15 protein-coding genes, 1 tRNA gene, 1 other RNA gene and 1 pseudogene are annotated in these 16,521 nt (G+C 37.8%); 13 read left to right on the top strand and 5 right to left on the bottom strand.

Annotated elements, in window-relative coordinates:
- Positions 1–3 precede the first annotated feature (3 nt).
- The 6 genes from DQN23_RS00880 to nusG all read left to right on the top strand — a co-directional run bounded on the left by DQN23_RS00880 (position 4) and on the right by nusG (position 5,732).
- Positions 4–225: a DUF4649 family protein gene (locus DQN23_RS00880; protein WP_020916018.1), complete on the top strand. Its 222-nt coding sequence runs from the start codon at positions 4–6 to the stop codon at positions 223–225.
- Positions 226–273: 48 nt separating this feature from the next.
- Entirely contained in the window at positions 274–1,593 is a 1,320-nt protein-coding gene (locus tag DQN23_RS00885; RefSeq protein ID WP_111712569.1) for an FAD-containing oxidoreductase, read from the top strand.
- Positions 1,594–2,298: 705 nt separating this feature from the next.
- Positions 2,299–4,608, top strand: a complete 2,310-nt coding sequence (pbp2a, locus tag DQN23_RS00890; protein ID WP_111713068.1) for a penicillin-binding protein PBP2A — start codon at positions 2,299–2,301, stop codon at positions 4,606–4,608.
- Positions 4,609–4,659: 51 nt separating this feature from the next.
- The gene (gene rpmG / locus DQN23_RS00895; protein ID WP_003067827.1) at positions 4,660–4,812 is read left to right on the top strand and encodes a 50S ribosomal protein L33; all 153 of its coding nucleotides are present in this window, start codon (positions 4,660–4,662) and stop codon (positions 4,810–4,812) included.
- A 64-nt stretch (positions 4,813–4,876) separates the two neighbouring features.
- A complete protein-coding gene (gene secE, locus DQN23_RS00900; protein ID WP_020916021.1) occupies positions 4,877–5,053 on the top strand; it encodes a preprotein translocase subunit SecE in 177 nt (58 codons plus the stop codon).
- 139 nt (positions 5,054–5,192) lie between these two features.
- Positions 5,193–5,732 carry a transcription termination/antitermination protein NusG gene (gene nusG / locus DQN23_RS00905; protein ID WP_013851412.1) on the top strand — a complete coding sequence of 180 codons (540 nt, stop codon included), beginning with the start codon at positions 5,193–5,195 and terminating at the stop codon, positions 5,730–5,732.
- Positions 5,733–5,855: 123 nt separating this feature from the next.
- Here nusG and DQN23_RS09045 read toward each other — a convergent pair whose 3' ends face one another.
- Positions 5,856–6,014 carry a hypothetical protein gene (locus DQN23_RS09045; protein ID WP_167394758.1) on the bottom strand — a complete coding sequence of 53 codons (159 nt, stop codon included), beginning with the start codon at positions 6,012–6,014 and terminating at the stop codon, positions 5,856–5,858.
- 110 nt (positions 6,015–6,124) lie between these two features.
- On the opposite strand from DQN23_RS09045, the gene DQN23_RS00910 reads away from it, so the two are divergent.
- The 5 genes from DQN23_RS00910 (at position 6,125) to DQN23_RS00930 (ending at position 12,597) form a co-directional block, all read left to right on the top strand.
- A complete protein-coding gene (locus tag DQN23_RS00910; RefSeq protein WP_111712570.1) occupies positions 6,125–6,970 on the top strand; it encodes a patatin-like phospholipase family protein in 846 nt (281 codons plus the stop codon).
- Between the two features lie 132 nt (positions 6,971–7,102).
- Entirely contained in the window at positions 7,103–9,604 is a 2,502-nt protein-coding gene (gene leuS / locus DQN23_RS00915; protein ID WP_111712571.1) for a leucine--tRNA ligase, read from the top strand.
- Between the two features lie 155 nt (positions 9,605–9,759).
- Positions 9,760–10,791, top strand: coding sequence for an aldose epimerase family protein (locus DQN23_RS00920; protein WP_111712572.1), 1,032 nt, complete (start codon positions 9,760–9,762; stop codon positions 10,789–10,791).
- A 216-nt stretch (positions 10,792–11,007) separates the two neighbouring features.
- Positions 11,008–11,229, top strand: a complete 222-nt coding sequence (locus DQN23_RS00925) for a DUF4649 family protein (RefSeq protein ID WP_020916018.1) — start codon at positions 11,008–11,010, stop codon at positions 11,227–11,229.
- A 48-nt stretch (positions 11,230–11,277) separates the two neighbouring features.
- Positions 11,278–12,597, top strand: coding sequence for an FAD-containing oxidoreductase (locus tag DQN23_RS00930; RefSeq protein ID WP_111712573.1), 1,320 nt, complete (start codon positions 11,278–11,280; stop codon positions 12,595–12,597).
- Between the two features lie 107 nt (positions 12,598–12,704).
- On the opposite strand, the gene DQN23_RS00935 is transcribed toward DQN23_RS00930, so the two are convergent.
- The 4 genes from DQN23_RS00935 to DQN23_RS00950 form a co-directional block, all read right to left on the bottom strand.
- Positions 12,705–12,777: transfer RNA gene (locus tag DQN23_RS00935), tRNA-Lys, on the bottom strand.
- A gap of 1 nt (position 12,778) precedes the next feature.
- Positions 12,779–12,970: non-coding RNA, 6S RNA (gene ssrS, locus DQN23_RS00940), on the bottom strand.
- A 121-nt stretch (positions 12,971–13,091) separates the two neighbouring features.
- Positions 13,092–14,360, bottom strand: coding sequence for a replication-associated recombination protein A (locus DQN23_RS00945; protein ID WP_167394760.1), 1,269 nt, complete (start codon positions 14,358–14,360; stop codon positions 13,092–13,094).
- Complete coding sequence (locus tag DQN23_RS00950; RefSeq protein ID WP_020916028.1) at positions 14,350–14,844, bottom strand: GNAT family N-acetyltransferase; 495 nt, start codon at positions 14,842–14,844, stop codon at positions 14,350–14,352. Before DQN23_RS00950 ends, DQN23_RS00945 begins: the two co-directional genes overlap by 11 nt.
- 63 nt (positions 14,845–14,907) lie before the next feature.
- Between DQN23_RS00950 and DQN23_RS00955 the strand changes: the two genes are divergently transcribed.
- Both DQN23_RS00955 and DQN23_RS00960 read left to right on the top strand, forming a co-directional pair.
- Positions 14,908–15,378, top strand: a complete 471-nt coding sequence (locus tag DQN23_RS00955; protein ID WP_020916029.1) for a DUF3013 family protein — start codon at positions 14,908–14,910, stop codon at positions 15,376–15,378.
- A 1-nt stretch (position 15,379) separates the two neighbouring features.
- Positions 15,380–16,279, top strand: a pseudogene (locus DQN23_RS00960) (GIY-YIG nuclease family protein).
- Positions 16,280–16,521 lie beyond the last annotated feature (242 nt).

The following is a 16,521-nucleotide window of genomic DNA, read 5'->3' on the forward strand; positions in this document are numbered from 1 at the left end:
ATAATGATTGAAATTACATTTTTAAACGCCGTAAACCAAGAACGAGTGGTGACGTTTGACTCATACGAGGAATTCGAACGTTCACAGCAAGCTTGCTCAATCGATATTGCCGACTATTACAAAGTCACTAAGGTCGTTTATAACGGTCATGTGCTGGATTATTCAGGAAATTATGGCAACCTATTTTACTACTTTTTAAAACAAGATTTAACACAATATCGCTAATATCATGTCTGTTATTTAATGATGCGGTGCTTTTATGGGAGAACAAAAATGAAAACATATGATTTATTAGTCATTGGCTTTGGTAAAGCTGGAAAGACACTTGCTGCTAAGATGAGTTCTCTTGGCAAGAAAGTTGCTCTTGTTGAAGAAAGTTCTTCAATGTATGGAGGAACTTGTATCAATATTGGCTGTATTCCAACAAAAACATTAATCCATGCAGCTGAAAATCATTTAACATTTGAGCAGGCAATGGCTGAAAAAGAGGTGGTTACGCATCGATTAAATCAAAAAAATAAAGCCAATGTGGTCAATGCTGGTGTAGATCTTTATGATGCTAAAGCAAGTTTTGTCTCTAATAAGGTTATTAAAATAGTTGCTGGCGAGGATAGCGAACAGATAACAGCTGATACTATAGTGATTAATACAGGCGCCATTTCAAATCGTTTGCCTATCCCAGGATTAAAGGAATCTAAAAATGTCTTTGACAGCACTGGTATTCAAAAATTAGAAACTTTGCCACAAAGGTTAGGAATCATTGGAGGGGGTAATATCGGGCTTGAATTTGCCAGCCTTTATGCTAATCTTGGTAGTAAGGTCACCGTTTTTGAGACTGCTAACCGTATTTTGCCACGTGAGGAGGATGTCGTTGCGCAGCTAGCAAAAGAATACATGGAAGAAGACGGTATTTCCTTTGTTTTAAATGCTCAGATAAATGCTTTAGAAAATGATGAAGATGATAATGTTATTTTAAGCAATCATGGTCAGAAAATGAGTTTTGATGCTGTCCTTTATGCGACTGGTCGTAAACCGAATATTACTGACTTGGGACTTGAAAATACAGATATTGTGGTAACAGACCGTGGTGCCATTGAGGTTGATAATTATTGTGAAACTAGTGTTCCAAATGTTTATGCTGTTGGGGATGTCAATGGCGGACTCCAATTTACTTATGTGTCATTGGACGATTATCGCATAGTTTTTAATAAATTAACTGGACAGAGTGATTATAACGCTAGTCAGAGAAATAATATCCCCACTACATTATTTATTAACCCTGCTTTGGCACGTGTAGGTTTAACAGAAAAAGAGGCTGCAGAGGCAAATCTTCCCTATAAAGCAAATGAATTAATGGTTTCAGCTATGCCTAGAGCTCATGTTAATGGTAACCTTCGAGGTATTTATAAGGTTATTGTTAATGAAAAAACACAAGATATTTTAGGAGCAACTCTTTTTGGTGAAGGTGCTCAGGAAAATATAAACCTGATTAAGTTAGCTATGGATAACCATATTCCATACACTTATATTAAGAATCAAATATTTACGCATCCTACTATGGCAGAGAACCTTAATGACGTTTTTAATTTTTAAAATAAAAGGGTGATTAGAAAGATTTGACTAGTTCCTTGTCAAGTAGTTAGTGAAATAGTAAAAATAGTTAAGCAACCTGATTCCTTAATTCTAAAGGAGTCAGGTTATTTAGTTCTCTTTAAATATGGTTATATAGACTAATTTGAATTATTGCTTATATAGTTTGACATATATTGATGTTATTGATATATGAGGATATAGTAACGTGCAATTATAAATGCTTAATTTAAGGGCATTTTAAACTTTTTTTATAATTATAGTAAGAGAGCTAACTAAAAATTAACCCAGCAACATATTTTAATCAACTAGGTATAAAATAAAATGCATTAGTTTTTGGCTAATGCATTTTACTTCAGTGAGAAAGTCATGATATTCATGATATTGGTGACTGTTGATGATGTTTAGAAACGTTGATTTTATCATGTTTTAGTCAAAGTAAAAATATATAAATTATACTAGTTTAGCTAGTATGTTTTATTGTGTATATTTGACACACATACATTTGTATGAAACAGGTATTTTTGTGGTTTTTGAGAGCTATAAGTTAGTGTTAACCAAAAACTAACCAAAAAATGAATAAATAAGTAAAAATAAGTGGTAGGTAGTTGTTGAATGAAAAGAAATGAAAACTGTAAAATAGTAGTAAATAATAGTATTTGACAATAAGTATTTTTGAAAAAGCATATTAGATGTTATAATGTGGTTATGACAAAATTTAAAATGATTAAAGAAAAGCTTCTTTCTTTTTTCAAATCAGAAAAAGAAGAAGTGCCTTTCAAGAATCACATCAGTCAGGAAAATGACAATGATTATCTGGCTGATGACTTAAGTGACTTTGAAACTGAAAATACTGAAGAGCAGGCAGCTCCAACCTACCAACGTAGTAAAGGGTACCACGAAAAAGCAAAGAAGCAGCCAGCTTGGCTGCAAAAGCTTTCGCGTTTTATGCCATCACCTAAGAATCCTATTAGACGTTTTTGGCGTCGTTACCGAGTTGGAAAAATCTTACTCATTTTGGTTGGTATTGGTGTTTTAGCCATTGGCTCTTATCTTTTTGCTGTTGCCAAATCAACCAATGTCTCAGATTTGCAGGACGCATTGAAGGCAACAACTGTTATTTATGATAAAAATGACAATCAAGTTGGTTCGCTTTCAGGGCAAAAGGGAACTTACGTTGAGTTAAATGCCATTAGCGATAACATGAAGAATGCGGTAATTGCAACAGAAGACCGTTCATTTTACAAAAATGGCGGGATTAATTACTCTCGTTTCTTCTTAGCTTTGTTCACCATGGGACGTTTTGGTGGTGGGTCAACCATCACGCAACAATTGGCTAAAAATGCTTATCTAAGCCAAGAACAAACGGTCACTCGTAAAGCCAAAGAATTCTTCTTAGCGATTGAATTGACCAAAAAATACAGTAAAGATGATATCTTGACCATGTATTTGAACAATGCTTATTTTGGAAATTCGGTTTGGGGTGTCCAAGATGCCAGCCGCAAGTATTTCGGAACGGACGCTGCCAATCTGACTGTTGAACAATCAGCTATCTTAGCAGGGATGCTAAAGGGTCCTGAAATTTATAACCCTTACTACTCCGTAGAAAATGCGACAAATCGCCGCAATACGGTTTTAGGTGTTATGGTTGATGCAGGCAAAATCACACAAGCAGAAGCCAATCAAGCTAAGCAAGTTGATATTGCAAGTGAATTGAATGATACTTATACTGGCAATTCTGATGATTATCAGTATGGTTCATACTTTGATGCGGTTATTCAAGAAGCTGAGAAAAAATATGGCTTGTCTGAAAATGATATCATCAACAACGGCTATAAGATTTACACAGAATTAGACCAAAACTATCAAGCAAATATGCAGGCTGTTTTTGATAACACAGCTTATTTCCCAGTATCTGATTATGATGGTCAAACAGCCCAAGGAGCTAGTGTTGCCATGGATCCGTCAACTGGTGCAGTTCGTGGTTTGGTTGGACGTGTCAGCCCAAGTTCAGCAACTTTCCGTAGCTTTAACTACGCGACACAAACCTCACGAAGCCCTGGTTCAACCATTAAACCTCTAGTGGTTTACTCACCAGCTGTTGCTTCAGGTTACGCCATTACGACTGATTTACCAAATACACCTAGGGATTACGATGGTTATTCTCCAACGAACTACGCCGGTATTGAAACAGCAGACCTTCCAATGTATCAAGCTTTGGCAAATTCATACAATATCCCAGCGGTTTACTTGCTTCATAAAATCGGTGTTAGCAAGGGAATGAGCTACGGTCAAAAATTTGGTCTTAACATGAAAAATGTTAAGGAAGAGTTGGGCGTTGCCCTTGGTGGTGGTGTTACAACCAACCCACTTGAAATGGCTCAAGCTTACGCAACTTTTGCTAATGGCGGTGTGATGCCTAAAGGACATTTGATTACGAAAATTGAAAATGCTAGCGGTCAAGTGATCGCAGAATTTAAACCATCAACCAAGCGCGTGATTAGCCAATCTGTAGCTAACAAAATGACCAGCATGATGCTTGGAACTTTCTCAAACGGTTCTGCGGTCAACGCCAATGCTTATGGTTACACGATCGCAGGTAAGACTGGTACTGTGGAAGCTAACTTCAATGCTGATTTGACCAGTGACCAGTGGGTTATCGGTTATACGCCAGATGTGGTTATTGCACAGTGGATTGGTTATGATTCGACAGATGAAAATCACTACCTGACTGATGCAAGTTCTGGTACAGCGTCGATAATCTTTAGCGCAGTAGCAAGTAGCATTTTGCCATATACTGCGGGAACAGAATTTACCGTTGAAAATGCTTATAGCCAAAATGGTTACGATTTGGTTTACAGCGCTAATGGTCAAACAGCCACAAGCCAATCATCAAGCTCTGATAACATCCTTGATAAGGTTCAAGAATCAGCTCAAAATGCCGGAGATAAGATTGGTCGGGCGGTTAAAGATGCTTGGGATAACTTCTCAAGTTGGTTCAACAAGCAGACTAACTAAGTTACTTGCCAACTTACGAAAAACATGATAAAATAAGGTCTCGGAGGAATTATGGCACAGAAAAAAGCAAGCTTAGCTTGTACAGAATGTGGAAGCCGTAACTACTCTATCGGAGTTAGTAGCAACCCTAAACCTGTACGACTAGAAGTTAATAAATATTGTAAACATTGTAAAAAATACACGCTACACAAAGAAACACGATAATTTGTAGCGGTCATTCTCAGCTTTAGAGTAATGAGCGAGATGATAGAATAAGGAGGAGTCGCCTGTGGCATTCATTAAGGGAGTATTTACGATTTTAAGTGAAACAACTTGGCCAGATCGTAAACAACGTTGGAAAGATTATATCTCTGTACTTGAATATACAGCATTCTTTACCATTGTTATTTTCATTTTCGATAAATTGCTCTCACTGGGAGTGATGGATTTGTTAAATCGATTTTAAAAACTGAGCTGGGTTTTACCCAGCTTTTTTGTGTACATTTGGCAGTAATTCGTTGACAGCGCTTATTATTTTTCCTATAATAAAATAAAGAAAAGCACCCAAGAAGCCTTTAAGGGGCTTTTTTATAATGGAGGAAATTATGTTAGATTCTTTTGATAAAGGTTGGTTTGTGCTACAAACTTACTCTGGTTACGAAAACAAAGTAAAAGAAACTCTTTTGCAACGTGCACAAACTTACAACATGTTGGACAACATTTTGCGTGTTGAAATCCCAACACAAACTGTTAACGTTGAAAAAAATGGGAAAGTCAAAGAAGTTGAAGAAAATCGTTTTCCAGGTTATGTCTTAGTTGAAATGGTGATGACAGACGAAGCTTGGTTCGTTGTTCGTAACACACCAAACGTTACTGGATTTGTTGGGTCACACGGTAACCGTTCAAAACCGACACCACTTTTGGAAGAAGAAATCCGTTCAATTCTTATCTCAATGGGACAAACTGTTGATGTCATTGACACAAACATCAAACCAGGTGATGTGGTTCAAATCATCGACGGCGCCTTTGCAGGACAAGAAGGACGTGTTGTTGAAATCGAAAACAACAAAGTGAAATTGATGATTAACATGTTCGGAACTGAAACACAAGCTGAATTGGAGCTTTACCAAATCGCTGAATTGTAATGTTTTTTCACAAGTCTAACGTGTATATTGGCTTATATTCTAAAATGCTGACTTCTTAGACGGAATTCGGCGTTTTTTGTATTTGAATGCTATTTTGATTCAATATCTTCTTTTTCGATTTCTTCATGATAGTATCAACGTGGTATAAAATGACGTTGTTGACTTGCTTGTCAGTGGCAATAAGTTAATCACAATAGTACAAACCATAAAAACATCGTAAATTTTTTCAATGGTTGCTAGGTTATCAGAAGGTTTGATAATATCAAAAAGCTGTTTTTTCATAAATGTTTCCCTGATGTTGTTAGGATTATTATAAACATAGCAAAAACACTCTAAATAGCATGTTTTTTGCTATAATTAAGTAACAAACTGAGAAAGAACGGAGAATAAGGATGGCTGTCGGTTTAGTATTAGAGGGTGGCGGCATGCGCGGTTTGTACACCGCTGGTGTTTTGGATACATTTTTAGATGCGGGAATTAAGGTGAATGGTGTTGTCTCGGTATCTGCTGGGGCCCTTTTTGGAGTGAATTTTTTGTCAAAACAAAAAGGCAGAGCCCTCCGTTACAATAAAAAATATGCCTCAAATCCGGGGTACATGGGACTTCGTTCATGGCTGAAAACAGGAAATGTGGTCAATAAAGAATTTGCCTACTACAAAGTTCCGATGGAACTGGATATTTTTGACGAGGAAGCTTTTGAGAAATCAGGTGTACCTTTCTATGTAACAGTAACTAATTTATCAACAGGAAAAGCTGAGTATCATAAGGTTGACAATGTCTTTGAACAAATGGAGTTACTTCGTGCGAGTTCAGCATTGCCTTTGGCGTCAAAAATCGTTGAGTGGCAAGGCAATAAATACCTTGATGGTGGCCTATCAGACAGTATCCCAGTTGATTTTGCCAAAAGCCTTGGTTTTGATAAATTGATTGTTGTTTTAACACGTCCAATTGATTACCGTAAAAAGCCAAGTAATGGTCGTGTCTATAAACTTTTTTACAGAAAATATCCTAAGTTTGTAGAAGTCGCTTCAAAACGTTATCAACACTATAACGACACCATTGAGCACATTAGCAATTTGGAAAATGAAGGCGAACTTTTTGCCATTCGCCCAAGCCAAAATCTGGAAATCGGACGACTTGAAACCAACCCCGACAAATACGAAGAAATTTACCAAATTGGTGTCAAAGATACCAAATCAATCATGAAACAATTGAAAGATTATTTAGCAAACGACTAAATGAGCATTTGATTTGACTAAAAATTCTTCTTATCACCTGAAAACAGGCATGAAATCCCTTGTGATTTCGCCTTTTTTCTTTATTCTTTTCGTGGTATAATAGTAACCAACACTAAGAACATGGAGAATGACATGGTAACTTATAATCATAAAGAAATTGAGAAAAAATGGCAGGCCTATTGGGCTGATAATCATACGTTTAAAACAGGAACAGATGCTGATAAACCAAATTTTTATGCGTTGGATATGTTCCCTTACCCATCTGGAGCTGGTCTGCACGTAGGACATCCAGAAGGATACACTGCGACTGATATTCTTAGCCGCTTTAAACGTGCTCAAGGTTACAACGTTCTTCACCCAATGGGTTGGGATGCTTTCGGACTTCCTGCCGAACAATACGCAATGGATACAGGTAATGACCCAGCTGAATTTACAGCTAAAAACATTGCAAACTTCAAACGCCAAATCAACTCACTTGGTTTCTCATATGACTGGGATCGTGAAGTGAACACAACTGACCCTAATTATTACAAATGGACTCAGTGGATTTTCACAAAATTATACGAAAAAGGTTTGGCATACGAAGCTGAAGTGCCAGTTAACTGGGTTGAAGAATTAGGTACAGCTATCGCCAACGAAGAAGTGCTTCCTGACGGAACTTCAGAACGTGGTGGTTACCCAGTTGTCCGTAAACCAATGCGTCAATGGATGCTTAAAATCACAGCTTACGCAGAACGTTTGCTTAACGACTTGGATGACCTTGATTGGCCAGAATCAATCAAAGACATGCAACGTAACTGGATTGGTAAATCAACTGGTGCTAACGTTACTTTTAAAGTTAAAGACACTGGCAAAGATTTCACAGTATTTACAACTCGTCCAGATACACTCTTTGGTGCAACTTACGCTGTTTTGGCTCCAGAACACCCACTTGTTGAAGCTATTACAACACCAGAACAAGCACAAGCTGTTGCGGATTACAAACATCAAGCAAGTCTTAAATCTGACCTAGCTCGTACAGACCTTGCTAAAGAAAAAACTGGTGTTTGGACTGGTAGCTACGCTATTAACCCAGTAAATGGTAAAGAAATGCCAATCTGGATTGCTGACTATGTTCTTGTAAGCTACGGAACTGGTGCTATCATGGCTGTTCCTGCCCACGATACACGTGACTGGGAATTCGCAAAACAATTTAACCTAGAAATCATTCCAGTTCTTGAAGGTGGAAATGTTGAAGAAGAAGCTTACACAGAAGATGGACTTCACATCAACTCTGGCTTCCTAGATGGTCTTGATAAAGCGCAAGCTATTGACAAAATGGTCGAATGGCTTGAAGCAGAAGGTGTTGGTAACAAGAAAGTAACTTACCGTCTTCGTGACTGGCTCTTCTCACGTCAACGTTATTGGGGTGAACCAATCCCAATCATCCACTGGGAAGATGGTACAACAACAGCTGTTCCAGAGGAGCAATTACCACTTGTATTGCCAGTAACAAAAGACATCAAACCTTCAGGTACAGGTGAATCACCACTTGCTAACTTGACTGATTGGCTTGAAGTGACACGCGAAGACGGCGTTAAGGGTCGCCGTGAAACCAATACAATGCCACAATGGGCTGGTTCAAGCTGGTACTTCTTGCGTTACATTGATCCACACAACGATGAAAAATTGGCTGATGAAGAGCTTCTAAAAGCTTGGTTGCCAGTTGATATTTACATCGGTGGTGCAGAACACGCTGTACTTCACCTTCTTTATGCTCGTTTCTGGCATAAATTCCTTTATGATTTAGGTGTCGTTCCAACCAAAGAACCATTCCAAAAACTCTTTAACCAAGGGATGATTTTGGGAACAAGCTACCGCGATCACCGTGGTGCACTTGTGGCAACTGACAAAGTTGAAAAACGTGACGGTTCATTCTTCCACATTGAAACTGGTGAAGAACTTGAACAAGCACCAGCGAAAATGTCTAAATCACTTAAAAACGTTGTTAACCCCGATGATGTGGTTGAACATTATGGTGCAGATACACTTCGCGTGTACGAAATGTTCATGGGACCACTTGATGCCTCCATCGCATGGTCTGAAGAAGGTCTTGAAGGCTCACGTAAATTCCTCGACCGCGTCTATCGCTTGTTGACAACAAAAGAAATTGTTGCAGAAAACAATGGCAATTTGGATAAAGTTTACAACGAAACAGTCAAAGCTGTAACTGAACAACTTGAAGCCATGAAATTCAACACAGCTATTGCGCAATTAATGGTATTCGTCAACGCAGCAAATAAAGAAGATAAACTCTTTGCTGACTACGCTAAAGGCTTTGTACAATTGTTAGCACCATTTGCACCACACCTTTCTGAAGAATTGTGGCAAACATTGACACAATCAGGCGAATCAATTTCATACGTTGCATGGCCAACATGGGACGAAGCAAAACTCGTTGAAAACGACGTTGAAATTGTTATCCAAATCAAAGGTAAAGTTCGTGCAAAACTTGTTGTACCAAAAGATTCAAGCCGTGAAGAACTTGAAAAACTTGCTCTTGCTAACGACAAAATTCAAGCAGAAATTGCTGGTAAAGATATTATCAAAGTGATTGCTGTACCTAACAAACTTGTTAATATCGTGGTAAAATAATCACTACATATAATCTTGAACTCCTGTCCAATGGACAGGAGTTTTTGGTTTATAACGATGATGTTTGGTAAAACTTAGTAAAATCCAATAGTAAACGTTTACAAAAAATTATCTAAAAGGTAAAATAAAAGAAAGAACCTAAGAAAGAGGGAAAAATGGAAGTAAAACAAGAAATTGTTGAGATAATTAATCGGCAAAAGATTGAAAAATACACTATTATTAATGATAATGGTGTCCAAGTTGGTTTACTAACGCTGGGAGCAACTTGGCAAGAATTTTTAGTGCCAGATGACAAAGGTGGTCAGAAAAATCTTATCATTGGTTTTGATGAGCCAAGTGATTATCTGAAAAGTCCTTTATGTGCAGGTCAATCAATCGGACGTGTTGCAGGGCGTATTAATCAAGGGAAAGTTAACCTTGATGGCAAAGAAATTCAGCTACCACAAAACGAAAAAGGAAACACTCTTCACGGTGGTCCAAAAGGTTTCCACAAACACATTTGGCAAGCAAGAGTTGAAAATGATATTGACAAAGCCACTGTTGTCATGACTTACAATGCCAAAGAAAGCGTTGATGGTTTCCCTGGTGATATGTTGGTAACAGCACGTTTTACGCTGGATAACGACAATTGTTTTACAATCACTTACACTGGTAAAAATGGCGGTCAAGCGACCCTCTTTAACCCAACTAACCACGTTTACTTTAACCTCGGTGAACGCCAAGACTTGGCACACCATACCTTTACTTTGGCTGCTGACTGTTACTTGGAAACACGTGATGATTTGGTGCCAACAGGAAAATTCATTGACGTTGCTGGCACAGCTTATGATTTTCAAACTGGGCAAAACCTTGGAGAGGCTATCGCTGATACAGGCGGGCTTGACGATGCTTTCTTGGTAAATGCTTCGCTTGATAAACCTTGTGGAGAATTGAAAGATGAAGAAAGTGGCGATTCTGTTCACCTTTATTCTGACCGTGATACTTGGGTCGTTTACAGTATGGGTGGTATTCCTGAGGATATTTATCCAGCGCGTGATAAGGGTAAAATGGCTAAAGAATTTGAAGCCTTAGCGCTTGAAGCACAATTTCTCCCAGATGCTATTAATCATGACGGTTTTGGTGATATTGTTCTTCCAGCCAATACCGAAAAGACTTATACTATTGCTTTTGAATATCATAAAGGATAATATAATTTTACAAATTCAGTTAAAAAAGAGATTTCTGTTTGGAATCTCTTTTTATAATTTACAATTGATTCTTGAATTATGATTGAGAAAATCCAGTCAGAGCAAAATAGTTGTGTGAAAACATACTTTGTAGTAGCATAGTGTTATACAGTTCTACATACTATATTCCAACATCAAAGTAATATAGTATGTAGAATTAGAAAGGAAATGTAAATAATGATTGAAATTACATTTTTAAACGCCGTAAACCAAGAACGAGTGGTGACGTTTGACTCATACGAGGAATTCGAACGTTCACAGCAAGCTTGCTCAATCGATATTGCCGACTATTACAAAGTCACTAAGGTCGTTTATAACGGTCATGTGCTGGATTATTCAGGAAATTATGGCAACCTATTTTACTACTTTTTAAAACAAGATTTAACACAATATCGCTAATATCATGTCTGTTATTTAATGATGCGGTGCTTTTATGGGAGAACAAAAATGAAAACATATGATTTATTAGTCATTGGCTTTGGTAAAGCTGGAAAGACACTTGCTGCTAAGATGAGTTCTCTTGGCAAGAAAGTTGCTCTTGTTGAAGAAAGTTCTTCAATGTATGGAGGAACTTGTATCAATATTGGCTGTATTCCAACAAAAACATTAATCCATGCAGCTGAAAATCATTTAACATTTGAGCAGGCAATGGCTGAAAAAGAGGTGGTTACGCGTCGATTAAATCAGAAAAATAAAGCCAATGTGGTCAATGCTGGTGTAGATCTTTATGATGCTAAAGCAAGTTTTGTCTCTAATAAGGTTATTAAAATAGTTGCTGGCGAGGATAGCGAACAGATAACAGCTGATACTATAGTGATTAATACAGGCGCCATTTCAAATCGTTTGCCTATCCCAGGATTAAAGGAATCTAAAAATGTCTTTGACAGCACTGGTATTCAAAAATTAGAAACTCTACCACAAAGGTTAGGAATCATTGGAGGGGGTAATATTGGGCTTGAATTTGCCAGTCTTTATGCTAATCTTGGCAGTAAGGTCACTGTTTTTGAGACTGCTAACCGTATTTTGCCACGTGAGGAGGATATCGTTGCGCAGTTAGCAAAAGAATACATGGAAGAAGACGGTGTTTCCTTTGTTTTAAATGCTCAGATAAATGCTTTAGAAAATGATGAAGATGATAATGTTATTTTAAGCAATCATGGTCAGAAAATGAGTTTTGATGCTGTCCTTTATGCGACTGGTCGTAAACCGAATATTACTGACTTGGGACTTGAAAATACAGATATTGTGGTAACAGACCGTGGTGCCATTGAGGTTGATGATTATTGTGAAACTAGTGTTCCAAATGTTTATGCTGTTGGGGATGTCAATGGCGGACTCCAATTTACTTATGTGTCATTGGACGATTATCGCATAGTTTTTAATAAATTAACTGGACAGAGTGATTATAACGCTAGTCAGAGAAATAATATCCCCACTACATTATTTATTAAACCTGCTTTGGCACGTGTAGGTTTAACAGAAAAAGAGGCTGCAGAGGCAAATCTTCCCTATAAAGCAAATGAATTAATGGTTTCAGCTATGCCTAGAGCTCATGTTAATGGTAACCTTCGAGGTATTTATAAGGTTATTGTTAATGAAAAAACACAAGATATTTTAGGAGCAACTCTTTTTGGTGAAGGTGCTCAGGAAAATATAAACCTGATTAAGTTAGCTATGGATAACCATATTCCATATACTTATATTAAGAATCAAATATTTACGCATCCTACTATGGCAGAGAACCTTAATGACGTTTTTAATTTTTGAAATAAAAGACGACCAGCAGATTGTCAAAAAATTGATAAAATCGTAACAAATTGATTTTAAAACAAGCAAAAAGCCCTAAACAAAGGGCTTTTTCTTATGACGTTTAGTCCTCCCTATAGGGCTCGAACCTATGACCCATGGATTAAGAGTCCACTGCTCTACCAACTGAGCTAAGGAAGGATAAGAAGCTGTATTGGCACCGTGATTCACGATTTGTATTGAACCCGCAATCTACAAGCAGGTGGGCAACTCGCTTCTCCTTAGTTGCTTCCGCGTGTAACGGCCTGCATACTGGAGAAAGACTACTGTTTCCCGAAATACAAATATTTAGTCGGTCAACACATTGATGTGAATTCGTATGCCACAGCAATAACCTATATATCTATGATAGCATTTTTAAAAAATATTTCAAGGGCAAATCTTATTTTTTAGAAAGCGATTTTCTTTTTAAGCATTAATGAAAACTATTAAAATGAGAAAGTACCATATTATCATTATTTAGACAGTTCATCAATTCGCTCTTTGTTAGCACCGAGGGCGCGTTCGTATTTTCCGGTTTGGTTAGCATCAAAATAATTTTTTTCGACTAACTTATCTGGTAAATACTGCTGTTTAACCCATTTTTCAGGATAGTTGTGAGGGTATTTGTAATCTTGGGCGTTACCAAGTTCTTTGCTACCAGCATAGTGACCATCACGTAAATGGCGTGGGATTGGTAGTGAGCCGTTTTTGTGCAAATCAGTGATAGCTTCGTCAATAGCTGTGTAGGCTGAATTTGATTTTGGTGACAAGGCTAGATCAATTACGACGTTAGCAATCAAGATGCGTGCTTCAGGAAAACCGATTTTTTGAGCAGCATCAAGTGCTGTAACGGTATGAATCTGGGCATCTGGATTGGCAAGACCAATGTCTTCATACGCGATAACAGTCAGTCTTCTAGCAAGGCTTGGCAGATCCCCAGCTTCAATCAGACGAGCAGCGTAATGCAGGCTAGCATTGACGTCAGAACCACGGATGGATTTTTGAAGGGCTGAGAGCACATCGTAGTGTCCATCGCCGTTTTTATCCATGGTAATGTAGCTTCGCTGCAAGCTATTTTCAACGGTATCAAGGTTAATGTGGCGAATACCTTTGTCATCAGCCTTGGTTGACATGACTGCTAAATCTAGCGAGTTAAAGGCAGAGCGCAAATCACCGTTGGTAGCTGTTGCGATGAAATCAAGAGCATCCGCATCAATATCGACACCAAATTCAAAGCCGCGCTCTTTATCTGATAATGCAGTTTGGAGGGCTTGCTTGATATCGTCGGTTGATAAGGGTTCTAACTCGAAGATTTGCACGCGTGAGCGAATGGCAGGTGTCACTGAGAAAAATGGATTTTCAGTTGTCGCTCCAATCATGATGATATTGCCGTTTTCAAGCAATGGTAGTAGAAAATCTTGTTTGGTTTTATCAAGACGATGGATTTCATCGAGCAGTAAAACCAGTCCACCAGAAAATTTAGCTTCCTCGGCAATTTCTTGCAGGCGCTTTTTACTGTCTGTTGTAGCGTTGAACGTCCGAAAAGCGTATTTGGTTGTTCCTGCGATAGCGCTAGCGATTGAGGTCTTCCCGATACCAGGAGGACCGTAGAGAATCATTGATGACAGCATATTGGCCTCCACCATACGGCGAATGATTTTTCCTTCACCGACTAGATGTTTCTGGCCAATCACTTGGTCAATATTCTTAGGGCGCATTCGCAAAGCGAGATTATTTGGCATGAATATCCTCCAGATAATAACTGTAAATGAGGTCATCAACGTAATTATGGTTTAGGTAAAATTGATTTTTCAAAATAGCCTCTTGTTTAAAGCCTAATTTTTCGTAGAATGTGCAGGCTTTTTCATTTGATGATAGCACATGAATGAGAACTTTTTGGTAGCCGTCAGCTTTTGTCATATCGAAGAAAGTTTGGATAAGTTTGCGTCCGATACCTTGACCGCGCGTTTTTTCAGAAACGGCAATGCCAAAAGTTACCACGTGATGACCGCTAGGGAAAGGATAATAAGTATGGTAATCAAGAACACCTAAAATGTCCTGATTTTCTTCAGCGACAAGATAATGTGTTCCATTTTCAAAATCTTTGATGATTTTATCCTTATTTGCAATAGGTAGCGGAGCTGGCGTGTTAAATGTATCCCATGTTTGGTTTTCTAGTATAACCACTTGTTCAATATCTTCTAGCTCCATTGGTCGTATTTGCATGTCATTTCCCCTTAAGTATGATAAAATAATTGTAACACAAAAGAAGATTGGAAGAAATTTTTAATGGCTAAATTTGGCTTTTTATCAGTATTAGAAGAAGAAATGGATAAGCACTTCACGTTTGATTATGCCATTGATTGGAATAAGAAAAATCATGCGGTGGAAGTGACTTTTATTTTGGAAGCGCAGAATCAATCTGCGGTTGAAACTGTGGATGACCAAGGTGAGGTTAGCAGCGAGGATATTGTTTTTGAAGATTACGTACTATTTTACAACCAAGCAAAATCTAAAGTTGACCATGATGACTACTTGGTGACTGTTCCTTTTGATGCTAAAAAAGGATTCTCACGCGAATTTTTAGCGTATTTTGCAGAAACATTAAACGATGTTGCAACTAAAGGTCTTGATGATTTGATGGACTTTTTAGCAGATGAAAATGCAACTGACTTTGCTCTTGAATGGGATGCTGAAAGCTTTGAAAAAGGCAAAGCAGAGTTAAAAGAAACAGAATTCTTTGCATATCCGAGATATTAAGATGGTAAAAAGAGGTAAAAATATAAATATGTTTCTGATGGATGGTGAAGTCACTGGTAAGATTAAGTGTACTTTATCCAACTGGACAGGCGTGATTTATAAAATTCCTAGAATTCAGTTAGGTGATTTAAAATCAAGACCTGAGATGAAACAAAGTGGTGTTTATTTTTTACTTGGTCGTGATGATTCTAATCAGCAGGATACAGTTTATATTGGTCAAGCAACGAGCTGAAAGAATGGCGAAGGTGTTTTGTTACGTGTTCAAGAGCATACTAGGGATAATCATGCTGATTATTTCAATGATGTCATTGTATTAACAACGCAAAATAATTCCTTTGGGCCGACTGAAATCAGTTATTTGGAAAACAGATTTACTCAGCTAGCAAACGAAGCAAATCGTTTTGTTGTTCGAAATGGTAACGAACCAAATTCTGGCAATGTAACTGAAGAAAAGCAATCTGAACTGGATGAGGTTGTTGAGAATACAAAAACAATAATTGGAACCCTTGGTTATCGAGTATTTGTTCCTATGATTAACGGTGACAATTCTGTTGATGAAGAGCCAATTGAGGCTGAAACTGTTCTTACTCTTAAACGTAACATTAAGCGATCAAACCGTGAAATTATTGCAACTTGCCGACAGACAGCAGAGGGATTGGTTGTTCTTGAAGGCAGTATGATTGAACTTACAGATGGTAAAGGACTTCCAAAATCTATTCGTGACTTGCGACAAGAGTTACTGAAAGAGGGAATTATCAAGGATGGTATCCTCAAGAAAAATCGATTTTTCAATAGTCCACCTTATGCAGCATCTTTTGTTTTAGGTATGCCTACAAACGGTCGTACTGATTGGAAGGATTCAAATGGATGTAGTTTGAAAGAGAGAGAAGAAAATTTATAATAATATGTAAATGTTCAGGTGTTTTATTGTGGATAAAGGGAGTTAATAGCTCCGCCTGAAATAGATTAGATAGAAAGGAAAAGGTTCGGTTAGTATTTTAACTGAACCCGCCCGAAACAAAATAGAAAAGGAGTATGAGGATAAGTGTTCATCTTTGAACACGGACGGAAAACTCGGAAAAAAGATAAGCTTGACTAGTGTCTGTCGACACGTCATCAAGCTTTCTATTTTTTAGTCGTTTT

The sequence above is a fragment of the Streptococcus lutetiensis genome (assembly GCF_900475675.1).
Classification (GTDB): domain Bacteria; phylum Bacillota; class Bacilli; order Lactobacillales; family Streptococcaceae; genus Streptococcus; species Streptococcus lutetiensis.

Bases quoted from the DNA above. Each gene is read 5' to 3' on its own strand.
- DQN23_RS00880 (WP_020916018.1), top strand. From the start codon at position 4: ATGATTGAAATTACATTTTTAAACGCCGTAAACCAAGAACGAGTGGTG.
- DQN23_RS00885 (WP_111712569.1), top strand. From the start codon at position 274: ATGAAAACATATGATTTATTAGTCATTGGCTTTGGTAAAGCTGGAAAG.
- pbp2a (WP_111713068.1), top strand. From the start codon at position 2,299: ATGACAAAATTTAAAATGATTAAAGAAAAGCTTCTTTCTTTTTTCAAA.
- rpmG (WP_003067827.1), top strand. From the start codon at position 4,660: ATGGCACAGAAAAAAGCAAGCTTAGCTTGTACAGAATGTGGAAGCCGT.
- nusG (WP_013851412.1), top strand. From the start codon at position 5,193: ATGTTAGATTCTTTTGATAAAGGTTGGTTTGTGCTACAAACTTACTCT.
- DQN23_RS09045 (WP_167394758.1), bottom strand. From the start codon at position 6,014: ATGAAAAAACAGCTTTTTGATATTATCAAACCTTCTGATAACCTAGCA.
- DQN23_RS00910 (WP_111712570.1), top strand. From the start codon at position 6,125: ATGGCTGTCGGTTTAGTATTAGAGGGTGGCGGCATGCGCGGTTTGTAC.
- leuS (WP_111712571.1), top strand. From the start codon at position 7,103: ATGGTAACTTATAATCATAAAGAAATTGAGAAAAAATGGCAGGCCTAT.
- DQN23_RS00920 (WP_111712572.1), top strand. From the start codon at position 9,760: ATGGAAGTAAAACAAGAAATTGTTGAGATAATTAATCGGCAAAAGATT.
- DQN23_RS00925 (WP_020916018.1), top strand. From the start codon at position 11,008: ATGATTGAAATTACATTTTTAAACGCCGTAAACCAAGAACGAGTGGTG.
- DQN23_RS00930 (WP_111712573.1), top strand. From the start codon at position 11,278: ATGAAAACATATGATTTATTAGTCATTGGCTTTGGTAAAGCTGGAAAG.
- DQN23_RS00945 (WP_167394760.1), bottom strand. From the start codon at position 14,360: ATGCCAAATAATCTCGCTTTGCGAATGCGCCCTAAGAATATTGACCAA.
- DQN23_RS00950 (WP_020916028.1), bottom strand. From the start codon at position 14,844: ATGCAAATACGACCAATGGAGCTAGAAGATATTGAACAAGTGGTTATA.
- DQN23_RS00955 (WP_020916029.1), top strand. From the start codon at position 14,908: ATGGCTAAATTTGGCTTTTTATCAGTATTAGAAGAAGAAATGGATAAG.